General features: G+C 71.2%; 9 protein-coding genes. 7 read left to right on the forward strand and 2 right to left on the reverse strand.

Translation table 11 applies throughout. From position 1 onward, the window contains the following. The first annotated feature begins 9 nt into the window (after positions 1-9). From ABT061_RS06835 to ABT061_RS06855, 5 genes are read left to right on the forward strand one after another with little or no spacing between them, the layout of a single operon-like run. Complete coding sequence (locus ABT061_RS06835; protein WP_350913535.1) at positions 10-969, forward strand: 3-oxoacyl-ACP synthase III family protein; 960 nt, start codon at positions 10-12, stop codon at positions 967-969. After that, positions 969-1,700, forward strand: coding sequence for a glycosyltransferase family 2 protein (locus ABT061_RS06840; RefSeq protein ID WP_350913537.1), 732 nt, complete (start codon positions 969-971; stop codon positions 1,698-1,700). The genes ABT061_RS06835 and ABT061_RS06840 overlap by 1 nt, the downstream gene beginning before the upstream one ends. Further along, on the forward strand, positions 1,697-2,818 hold the full coding sequence (locus ABT061_RS06845) for a cytochrome P450 (protein ID WP_350913539.1): 1,122 nt from the start codon (positions 1,697-1,699) through the stop codon (positions 2,816-2,818). The genes ABT061_RS06840 and ABT061_RS06845 overlap by 4 nt, the downstream gene beginning before the upstream one ends. Continuing rightward, the gene (locus tag ABT061_RS06850) at positions 2,815-4,320 is read left to right on the forward strand and encodes a class I adenylate-forming enzyme family protein (protein ID WP_350913541.1); all 1,506 of its coding nucleotides are present in this window, start codon (positions 2,815-2,817) and stop codon (positions 4,318-4,320) included. The genes ABT061_RS06845 and ABT061_RS06850 overlap by 4 nt, the downstream gene beginning before the upstream one ends. Further along, positions 4,313-5,293, forward strand: a complete 981-nt coding sequence (locus ABT061_RS06855; RefSeq protein ID WP_350913543.1) for an NAD-dependent epimerase/dehydratase family protein — start codon at positions 4,313-4,315, stop codon at positions 5,291-5,293. Before ABT061_RS06850 ends, ABT061_RS06855 begins: the two co-directional genes overlap by 8 nt. Here ABT061_RS06855 and ABT061_RS06860 read toward each other — a convergent pair. After that, complete coding sequence (locus ABT061_RS06860) at positions 5,248-6,156, reverse strand: hypothetical protein (protein WP_350913545.1); 909 nt, start codon at positions 6,154-6,156, stop codon at positions 5,248-5,250. The genes ABT061_RS06855 and ABT061_RS06860 overlap by 46 nt on opposite strands. Before the next feature lie 227 nt (positions 6,157-6,383). Between ABT061_RS06860 and ABT061_RS06865 the strand changes: the two genes are divergently transcribed. Both ABT061_RS06865 and ABT061_RS06870 read left to right on the forward strand, forming a co-directional pair. Continuing rightward, the gene (locus ABT061_RS06865) at positions 6,384-7,775 is read left to right on the forward strand and encodes an LCP family protein (RefSeq protein ID WP_350913547.1); all 1,392 of its coding nucleotides are present in this window, start codon (positions 6,384-6,386) and stop codon (positions 7,773-7,775) included. 119 nt (positions 7,776-7,894) lie between these two features. Next, entirely contained in the window at positions 7,895-8,455 is a 561-nt protein-coding gene (locus ABT061_RS06870) for a hypothetical protein (protein ID WP_350913549.1), read from the forward strand. A 100-nt stretch (positions 8,456-8,555) separates the two neighbouring features. On the opposite strand, the gene ABT061_RS06875 is transcribed toward ABT061_RS06870, so the two are convergent. Then, the coding region (locus ABT061_RS06875) for a DUF7927 domain-containing protein (protein WP_502991374.1) at positions 8,556-10,147 on the reverse strand (1,592 nt) is incomplete at its 5' end.

Here is a 10,147-nt window from a genome sequence, read left to right on the forward strand (position 1 = left end):
GGGAGATCAATGAAAGCCCGGATCACGGGCGTCGCGACGTATCTGCCGGAACGGACCATGTCCAGCGCGGATGTGGAGCGGCGGATCGAGGGCTACGTGCCCTACGGAGGCGTCGTCGAGAGGCTGACGGGAATCCGACGGCGCCATGTGGCCCGCGATGACCAGCAGGCCTCGGACCTGGCCGCCGAGGCGGCCCGCGGCCTCGACCACTCAGACGTCGACCTGCTCGTCTTCGCGTCGGCCTCGCAGGACATGGTCGAGCCCGCCACCGCGCACATCGTGGCGGCCAAGCTGGGACTCTCCTGCCCGGTGTTCGACGTCAAGAACGCCTGCAACAGCATGCTCAACGGGATCCAGATCGCCGAGGCGCTGATCCTGTCCGGGGCGCACCGCAAGGTACTGGTCTGCTCGGGCGAGATCCCCTCACGGGCGATCCGCTGGCAGGTCAGGGATCGCGCGCAGTTCGTCGACTCCTTCGCGGGCTACACGATGTCGGACACCGGAGCCGCGGTCATGGTCGCCGCCGATATGGAACGCGGCATTTTCTACCGCGACTTCGCGGCCGACTCCACGGCGTGGGCGATCGGCACCCTGCCGGGAGGCGGTTCGGCGCATCCTCGCGACCCCGAATACTCCTACTTCCGCGGCGACGGGCGCAGGTTGAAGGAGGCGTTCGAGATGATCGGCCCGGACATCTTCCTCAACGCGCTCAAGCGCACCGGCCTGACCTGGGACGACTTCGCCATCGTGGCGGTACATCAGGTAGCACTGCCCTACCTGCGCTTCCTGGCCCAGGTGCTCGGCATCCCCGCCGACAGGCTCGTGGTCAGCCTGCCCGAGCACGGCAACTGCGCCTCGACCACGCTGCCGCTCCAGCTCGCGCTGGGCGGCTGGCGGCCTGGCGACCGGGTGGCGCTGCTCGGGCTGGGCGGCGGGATCAGTACCGGCGTGATCCTGGCGGAGATGTGATGGACCTCTGGGTGATCATCCCTGCCTACAACGAGGCCCACGGCATCGAGGCGACGCTGAGGGCGCTGGCCGAGCAGGACGACCGGGACTTCACACTGCTCGTGGTGGACAACGCGAGCACCGACGGCACCGCCGAGATCGTCCGGCGGCACGGTGTCCAGGTGGTCGTCGAGACCCGGAAGGGCACGGGCGCCGCCTCCGACACCGGCATGCGCCACGCCATCGCGCACGGGGCGACCCACCTGGCCAGGACCGACGCCGACTGCCTGCCCCGCCCCGACTGGGTGCGCAACATCCGGCGGGCCTTCGGCGACGGACTGGAGATGGTCGGCGGCCAGCTGCGCCCCCGGACCGACGAGTTCCGGCTGAAGTTCTGGGAGCGGCACCTCATCCCGTTCGTGGTGGAGGTGGCGGCCGCCTTCGGGCGCTTTCGGCCCGGCAACAGGGACCCGCGCTACCTGGGGCCGTACGTGATGATGCCCGGCGCCACCCTGGCCATCACCGCGGAGCTCTACGACCGCGCGGGCGGTTTCCCCAGGACCGCGATCGAGGAGGTCCACGAGGACCGCGCCCTGGTCAACCGGGTGCGCATGCTCACCGCCGCGTACGGCTCGCGCCGCGACGTGGTGGTCTTCGGCTCCGTGCGCAGGCTCAGGGCGTACGGCCTCGCGGGCACCCTCGCCTGGTATGCCGACCACCACTACCGCCCAGAAGTGATCGACGTCCGGTGAACCACGAGACGCGGCTCTACCTGGCCGCGCATCCCTTCGCCTACCCGCTCCTGCGGCTGCTGGCCAGACTCGGGCCCGTGGTGCGGGTTCCCGGGCTGGGCGTCGTGGTCAACGACGCCGCCGTCGCGCGGGCCGTGCTGATGGACGAGCGGTTCCGCAAGGACGGTCCCGGATCGCCCGGCGACCTGTGGACGCCCGTGCTCGGCCCCTCCGTGCTGCTCAACATGGAGGGAGCGGGCCACCTCGCGCTGCGCAGGAAGCTGATGCCGCTGTTCACCCCCGGATACGTCTCGGCGCTGGTGGACGACGTGCTCCGCGGGCCGCTCGACGACCTCTCGGCGCGGCTGGGACGCGGCGAGGCGGTCGACCTGGTGGACGCCATGCGGCTGATGGCCGGAGCGGTGATCTGCCGGGTGATCGGGCTGGGCGAGGTCTCCGAGGCTCGGGCCAGGGAGCTGTTCGCGGACGGGGAGCGGGTCGTCTCGATGGTCTCGCTCCGCTCGCGGCGGCTGTCGGATCGGCAGGTGGCGGCCGCCCGGCAGGTGCTGGACCGGATCGGGGACATCGCGCAGGCCGCCTATGAGGCCGCCGACGAGTCCACGGTGATGGGCCGGATGCGGGCACAGGGGCTCTCGCCCGCCGAGGCCAGGGGAGCGGCCGGGGCGTTCTTCCTGACCGGTACCGAGACGGTCGCCACGTTCGTCCCCCGGCTCTTCGCCCTCCTGCACGACCACCGGACCCCGGTGGACGACCTGGACCGGATCATCGAGGAGGCCATGCGGGTCACCACGCCGACCCCGCTGATGCTCCGCTCGGTGTCCACCGCCGCGCGCGTCGGCAAGGCCGCGGTGCGCCCCGGTGACCGGGTGCTGATCGTCACCCACAACTGCGCCAGGGCGTACGGCCCGTTCGATCCCTCCCGCCCTCACCCGCCCGAGCTGCGCAGGCTCTGGTTCGGCGCGGGCCCGCACTTCTGCATCGGCTACCCGCTGGCCCTGGCGGAGATCCGGGCGGTGGCCTCCGTCCTGCTCTCCCACCGGGTACGCGTCCTGCGACGGCGCGCGGCCAGGGGGGTCCTCATTCCCACCTACGAGCACCTGTGGGTCGGTGCCACATGAACGACATCATCAACGGGATCATGACCATCGCCGGGCGGGAGCCGGGACGGACCGCCATCGTCGACGGCCGAGGCCGCGAGATCACCTACGGTGAGCTCGCCCGCCGGGTGTCGGCGGTCCGCGACGCGATGGGCGGGCCGTCACCTGAGAACGGGATGCGGCCCGGGGACGGGGTGCTGTTCGCGGTGCGGCCCGGGGTGGACGCGGTGACGCTGGCGCTGGGGGCGGTCGCGGCGGGCGGGACGCTCGTCCTCGCGGACCCCGGGCTGGCGCCCGACGTGCTCGCGGCCCGCATGGCCGCGACCCGGCCCGCGTGGGTGATCAGCGAGTCCCTGCTCTACACGCTGAGCGGCCCGCTCAGGAGCCTGGCCCGCCGCCGCGGCCTGCTCCTGCCGAACCTCGCCGATCCGCTTCCCGGCCGGCCCGTCCGCCACCTGTACACCGGCCCGTGGCTGCCGGGGGTTCCCCGAGGGGCGCTACGGCTGTCTGGGATCCTCCGATCACCGTCCGGCCCGTCCGGGCCGCGGGCGTACCGATCCGACCCGGACCAGCCGGCGGCGGTGATCTTCACCTCCGGGACCACGGCACGCCCGCGAGGGGTGGTGCACACCCGAAGGTCGCTCGCGACCGGGCTGGAGATGTTCAGAAGCGTGTTCCCGCTCGGCCCCGGCGACATCGTGCACACCGACCAGCTGATGCTCGGCCTCCCCGCCCTGCTGGCCGGGGCGACCTGGTCACTGCCCGGAGGCGGGGACCTCGCCGCCGAGCTGGCCGCGAGGCGGGCCACCCACACCTTCGCCGTGCCGGTGCACCTGGACAGGCTGCTGCGCCAGACCCCCAGACTTCCCGGAACCCTCCGCTACCTCCTGCTCGGCGCCGCCCCCGCCCCGCCGGGCGTGCTCCGGCGCGCGATCGAGGCCGGCCCCGAGGTGCTGTCCGTCTACGCGATGACCGAGGCGCTCCCCATCGCCATCGCGTCGGCGCGGGAGAAGCTGGCCCAGGCCGAGGGGGACCTGCTCGGGGCACCGCTGCCCGGTGTCGGCGTCCGGATCGCCGAGGACGGTGAGCTGTTCGTCTCGGGGCCCCACCTCGCGCGGTGCTACCTCGGTGAGGAGCCGTTGCGCGAGATCGCCACCGGCGACCTGGTCCGGCTCGACGCCGGCCGGCTGGTACTGCTCGGCCGGAAGAAGGACATGATCCTCCGCGACGGCGTCAACATCTATCCGGGCCTGTACGAGTCCGGCATCGCGGCGCTGCCCGGGGTGGCCGAGGCCGCGATCGTCGGACTCGCCGACCCCGACACCGGGGACGAGGAGGTCGTGCTGGCCGTCGTGCCCACCGACGGCTACGACGAGGGCCTGCTGCGCGGGGCACTCCCCGAAATCGTGGACTCGGCGGCCCTGCCCGACCGGATCGAGCCGCTCGACGCCTTTCCCCGCTCGGGGCGGGCCGACAAGCTCGACCGGGCCGCCCTGCGGGATCTGGTCGCCCGCCGTGACTGAGCATCGGAACCGCCCGCATCGGGCCGGCACCGATCCCGGGCCGGGCGGCAGGGCGTTGCGGGTCGCGGTGACGGGGGCCTCGGGGTTCGTGGGAGGCGCGGTCTGCCGGGCGGCCGTGGCGGAGGGCTGGACGGTGTTCGCCTTCGGCAGGCGGTCCGGAGTGGACGGCGGGCACGTCGGCCACGCGCCGTACACATCGTGGGATCTCCTCAGCGGGCGACCGGAGCCGCGGGAGGTGGACGCGGTGATCCACTGTGCCGGGAGCGTCACGGACTGGGGGCCGGCGCGCGACATCTGGGCGGCCAATGTCGACGGCACCCGCAACGCGGCCGCGGCCTTCCCCGGCGCCAGGTTCGTGCACGTCAGCACGGCGAGCGTCTACGACCCGTTCCTGCCGACCGTGATGGCCACCGAGGAGGCCGCCCCGGTCGGGCGGTACGCGAACGCCTACGGCGCCTCGAAGGCCGCCGCGGAGAGGTGTCTGGAGCGGGCGGTCATCCTACGACCGCACGCGGTCTACGGCAGGGGGGACACCACGCTGCTTCCCCGAGTTCTCGGTGCGGTCAGGGGTGGCAGGCTTCTCGCGGTGGGCGATGGACGCCAGCGGATCAGCCTGACCTCGGTGGACAACCTGGTCCTGGCCTGTCTGCTCGCCGCCGCGGGACCCGTCGACCACGGTGTCTTCAACGTGACCGACGCCGAACCCGTCATGCTCGACGACGCCCTGCGCTCGATCCTCGCGGAGCGCGGCATCGACGCCGAACCGTACTATCTGCCCCTGAAGCTGGTCGACCCCGTCGCGGCCGTCGCCGAGGCCGCCTTCCGGCTGCTCCGACGCCCGCACCCGCCCCGGCTGACGCGCTACGCCGCGGGCCACCTGGCCGTCGAGCGGACCCTCGACATCACCGCGGCGCGCGCCCGCCTCGGCTACCGGCCGTCGGCGACGTCGTTCGTCGGATCCTCCGACTGGTGAGCGCGGGATTCGAACATGGCGGCGGCGGCCTGGTAACGGATGAGCCCGTTCCTGGCGACGAAGACCACCCCCGCCATGAGCAGGCCGAGCGTGAAGAGCACGCGCAGGCCGTTTCTCAGGAAGGCGGTCAGCGCGTCGAATATCACGAGCACGGCGGCGACCGGCAGGCCGCCGGGGCCGGTGGAGTCCGGCAGGTAGATGTTACGTAGCGCGGACATGGCGATCGCCAGCGTGAACATGCTCCCGGCCATGCCGATACCGGCACCGATCAGTGCGGTGCACCGGTCGCGGGCCAGGAAGACCCCGGCGGTGATCAGGGCCGGTGACGTACCCGCCAGAACCCACCTCAGTGAGATCAGCCTGTCATGGATGTGGTCCATCTTGGCCACGGCGGAGGCGGGGAGCACCTCGGCGACGGGATGTGTCCTGGGCAGGCGGGAGGCGGCTTCCAGACCGCCGCTCCGCAGCCGGTGTCTGACCAGTTCGTACATCGGGGCGAGGTCGTAGCCGATGCTGCTTGGTATGCCGGAATCCGCGCTCAGGACCGCGACGAACCTGCGGTGCGCCAGCCTGTTGATCTCCACCCAGGCGGTGACGAAGTCATCGTCGACCTGATCCCCCACCGCGTTGTGGACAAGCCCCTCCTCGGCCGCGACACCCCGCTCGCGCAACCTCAGGGTGATCTCGTCGGCGACGCGACCGGTGACCGCGTCCCGTACGTCCGGGTGGCGGGCCAGCGGTGCCATGTTCCTGAGGTAGCCGCCGGGATCCGCCACCTCGTTCGCCGTCCAGAACGCCACGAGGGTAAGGGGCGCGAGAAGGCAGCCGAGCGCGATCAAAATCGAGCTGATCATTTTACGCACGGGACCTCCTAACCGCTTTACCTGGAAATCCCCTCGTTTGCCAGTCAAAATCGATTACGTGTCCTTTTTGACCATAACTTGGAGGTCAGCGTCATCCCGACGGCGCGATCTGGTTTACAAACCTTGACCGACCACCCTCAGCGCGTCGAACAACCACATAGCCCATTCAACTGGAAACCGTTACTAACCTGCGACGTATTGGGGTGACGGACAGGAGATGTAGGGCTATGGCCGATAACACGGGGCGGACAGGCGTCGGATCGAGTCTGGCACTGACACTGGGCTCGGCCGTTCTGTGGGGCCTGGCCCATATCTGGGCGGGCCGCCGCCTGACGGGCGCCTTTCTGATGGGCATCGAGCTGACCCTCGCCGGAGCCGCCGCGATCGCCGTGCTGACCGCGGGGCCCGCCCTGCTCGCCCTCGCCGTACAACCCGCCTGGCTCTGGGCCTTCGCGCTCGCCGCGATGTTGCTGGCCACCGTGGCGGTGGCCGTGGTCATACACTCCTACCTGCTGGTGCGGCCGGAGTCGTCATCGCCCGCGGCCCAGTACCTCTCAACCGCCGCCGTCGGCCTGCTGTGCATGCTGGTGACCGCTCCGATGATCTATGTGGCTCGGCTGGCCTACGTCTCCCAGAGCGTGGTGACCTCGGTGTTCGCGGAGAGCGTCACGCCGATGCCGACGGACCCGTGGAAGGGCATGGAGCGGATCAACATCCTGCTCATCGGCGCGGACGCGGCGGCCAACCGGGTCGGCGTGCGCACCGACAGCATGACCGTGGCCAGCGTCGACACCCGGACCGGCGAAACCGTGCTTTTCGGCCTGCCGCGGAATCTGGAGAAAGTCCCGATGCCGCCGGGCCCGGCCCGCGAGCGATTCCCCTTCGGCTTCGAAGGCGAGCCGCCCTACACACCGGGCATGCTCAACGAGGTCTACCAGTACGCCGAGGACTACCCGGAAATGGCCCCGAGGCTGGGCAAGAGGCACCGCGGCCCCTCGCTGCTGAAAAGAACGGTCGGCGGCATCCTCGGACTCGACATCTCCTATTACGCGATGGTTGACATGAGGGGGTTCGTGGAAATCGTCGATGCGATGGGCGGCGTGCGGATCCGTATCAAAGACCCCATCGTGTACGGCAGGCAGAACGAGGGCCGGATCGAGGCGGGCCGGCGGAAACTCTCGGGCGAGGAGGCGCTCTGGTACGGCAGGTCCCGCACCTTCAGCGACGACTACGTACGGATGAGCCGCCAGAAATGCCTGCTGAACGCCGTCGCCAAGCAGGCCGACCCGGTGACGGTGTTCAAGAGCTTCGAGAGGCTGGCCACCGCCACCGTCGAAGCGATCTCCACCGACATACCGCGGCAGCTACTGCCCGACCTGGTCGAGCTTTCGGAGAAGGTGAAGAACTCCAGGATCAGGAGCCTCCAGTTCGTGCCCCCGCTGATCTATACGGGTGCGCCCGACTACCACCTGATCAGGCGTGAGGTCATCGCCACCCTGGCGGCCCCGCCCGCCGGGGCCGACGCCGCCGTGCCCGCCGTACCGACGGGGAACCGCGGCAGGAACGCCGGGGAGCGCGCGGGGGCGAGCGCCGTCGTCCTCGACTCCGCCTGCGACTGACGGACGGCAGACCAGCGGGTAACGGCTGATGAGCGACACACCCGGCGCGTTGAGAGCGCCCACGAGGGCCGGAATGCTGTTATGGAGTGATTACTTAGAGTCACCATGGAGGTAAGAGGATGAAACGCCGCCTGGCCAGCCTGAGCCTGCTCACCGCAGTCGCCGTACCCGCTGCTGGATGGCAGCCGGCCTGGGATGATCCGGTCCCCTCACTCTCCATCTCCCTCGACGACGGGACGAGGGACACCGCTCCCGGCGCGGAGAACACGTACACGCTCCGTATCAACAACCAGGGAACCACCCGGTTGAGGCACATCCTCCTGGTGCAGTCCCTGCCGCCGTCGATGACCTTCGTGAAGGCCGACGCCGGAGGCCGCGTGGAGCAGGGCAAGGTGGCGTGGACCGTGAACGTCCTGCCCAGGAAGGAGACCGTCGTCCACCTGAGCGCCCGGGTCGGCGCGGTCGCGGGGGCGCAGGTGCGGGACCTGGCGACGACCGCCTGCGCCCGCAGGAGCGCGGCCGGCCCCGTGCTGGTCTGCGCCACGGACGTCAACACCGTGGCTTCGCCGGAGACGACCGACTGGGTCCTGCCTATCTCACTGGCCGCCGCCGCCGCGGCCGGGCTGGCCACCACCGGGTTCCTGCTCCGTCGCCGTCGCCGCCGGAACCAGCCGGCCTGACCCGCGCGAGAGTCCTGGTCCGGCGTTCCTCATCGGAGACCGTCCTGACGGCCTCAGCCTCCCGGTCGCGGTTCGCGACCTCCGTTGAGGAACGGAAGCATCAGGGCGTCCCGCGCCGACGACACAACCGCGGGGCCAGGCCGAGGCCGAGGAGCAGGAACCCCGCCAGGACCGGTCCGAGCGGCAGGCCCGTGAACGGCAGGGCGGGACGGCCCGGTCCCGCGCAGGGCCCGCCGACGGGACAGGGGATCGGCAGGGGCCGTTCCCAGGCCGGCCCGTACGACGGCGCGGAAGACGGCTCAGGCACCCGCGCGGGCGAAGGGACCCGGGCGGGTGACGAGGTCCGGACGGGCGAGGGGATCGGCACCAGATCGGAAACGGGCGGCGACACCGGTTCCCGGCCGGGGACCGGCGCCGACTCCGGTACATGATCGGTGACGGCCCCCGGTTCCGGTCCGGGGCCGGCCTCCAACGCCGGCGCCGGTGCTGGGGCCATCCTCACCGGCTCCGTCCCGCAGTCGGGATCGGTCGACCCCGCGGAGCAGTTGGACTCGGGCTTCACGCCCACCACCTCGTCGCGCAGCATGGAGTCGCCCGAGGGAGGGTCGCCCACCGTGACGCGGTAGGTGATCGTCACCGCGGACTCCGCCGGAATGTCACCCCGCCAGTCGAGCACCGGCTCGGCGTAGCTGACGGTGCCCGAGGAGGCCTCCACATCACCGAACACCGCGTCGTCGAGCACCCCCGACAGATCGTCCGTGAGGCGGGCTCCGGGGTACGCGATCCGCCCCGGATTGGTGACCGTGATCGTGTAGGTCACGGTGTCACCCGCCTCGGGCTCCTCCGGCGTGAGCGTCCTGCTGATCGTCACACCCTCCACCTCGACCCGCTGCGCACAGCCGAGGCTCGCCCCGGGAACGGGCTCACCGAGCCTGGCCGGTCCCGGCGCCGGGCCGGGGCAGTTCGTCCCGCCCCCGCGAGCCTGGACGGCGCTGTCCAGCACCCGGTCCCCGGTGTCGGGGGTGTTCACGGTCACGCTGTAGGTGATCGTGACCGTCTCGCCCGCCGGGATGTCGCCGGTCCAGGCCAGCTTCGACGCGCCGTACGAGACGGTTCCATCCGTGGCCCGCGCATCGCCGTTGTAGATCGCGTCGTCGAGCACCCGGGAGAGTTCCCCGGTGAGCGCGGCCCCCTGATAGGCGGCGGTCCCGACATTGCCGACGGTGACCGTGTACGCGACCACCTCGCCGGGATCGACCGTCTCCCGGTCCGCGGTCATGAGGACGTACAGCAGCGGCAGGCCGGGCGCGTCGAGGTTGCCGCAGGCGGGATCGGTGGAACCGGCCTCGCAGTTGGAGCCCTCGCCGCCGACCAGTTCGCCGGAGAGCCGCAGGTCCCCCGCCGGAGGGTCGTTCACCGTGACTCCGTAGCCGACCGTCACCGTCTGGCCGGCGGACACGTCCCCCGACCAGGTCACCCTGGACTCGGCGAAGGAGACCGTGCCCGAGGTGGCCGACTCGTCGTGGTCGAAGTCCGCGTCGTCGAGCACGCCCGACAGGTCGTCGGTGAAGGTGAAGTCCGGCCGGTCGTCGTCGCCGGTGTTGCGCAGTTCGACGGTGTAGGTGATCTTCTGCCCGGGCCTGGCAAGGACGGGCGAGGCCGTCTTGGTGATCTCGACCCCCGCCTCCTCTA

The sequence above is a fragment of the Streptosporangium sp. NPDC002544 genome (assembly GCF_040295965.1).
In the GTDB taxonomy this organism is placed as follows: domain Bacteria; phylum Actinomycetota; class Actinomycetes; order Streptosporangiales; family Streptosporangiaceae; genus Streptosporangium.